Below are 289 nucleotides of genomic sequence, written 5' to 3' on the forward strand. Positions count from 1 at the left end.
GAATATCGGTCAGGATCGTGGCCGGATAGAACCAGCCGGGCCCCTCCGGCGCCTTACCGCCGAGCCGGACGGTCGCGCCCGCGCCGACAGCGTCATCGACCAGGTCACGAACGGTATTCAGCTGGTTCTCGGTGATCAGCGGGCCGAGGGTGGTATCCGGATCGATGCCAGGACCGAGGGTCACCGATGCGGACATCGCCTCGATCAGTTTGGTGGTGAATTCCGCCACGACGCCGCGCTGGACGTGGAAACGGTTGGCCGCGGTGCACGCCTCGCCGCCGTTGCGCAG

Annotated in this window: 1 protein-coding gene; it reads right to left on the reverse strand. The window is 67.1% G+C overall.

Annotated features, from left to right (window positions below):
- Positions 1 to 289, reverse strand: a 289-nt coding sequence (locus tag GV790_RS29915; protein ID WP_163818163.1) for an aldehyde dehydrogenase family protein, incomplete at both ends; no start/stop codon positions are given.

This window comes from Nocardia cyriacigeorgica, assembly GCF_010858045.1.
Lineage (GTDB): Bacteria > Actinomycetota > Actinomycetes > Mycobacteriales > Mycobacteriaceae > Nocardia > Nocardia cyriacigeorgica_E.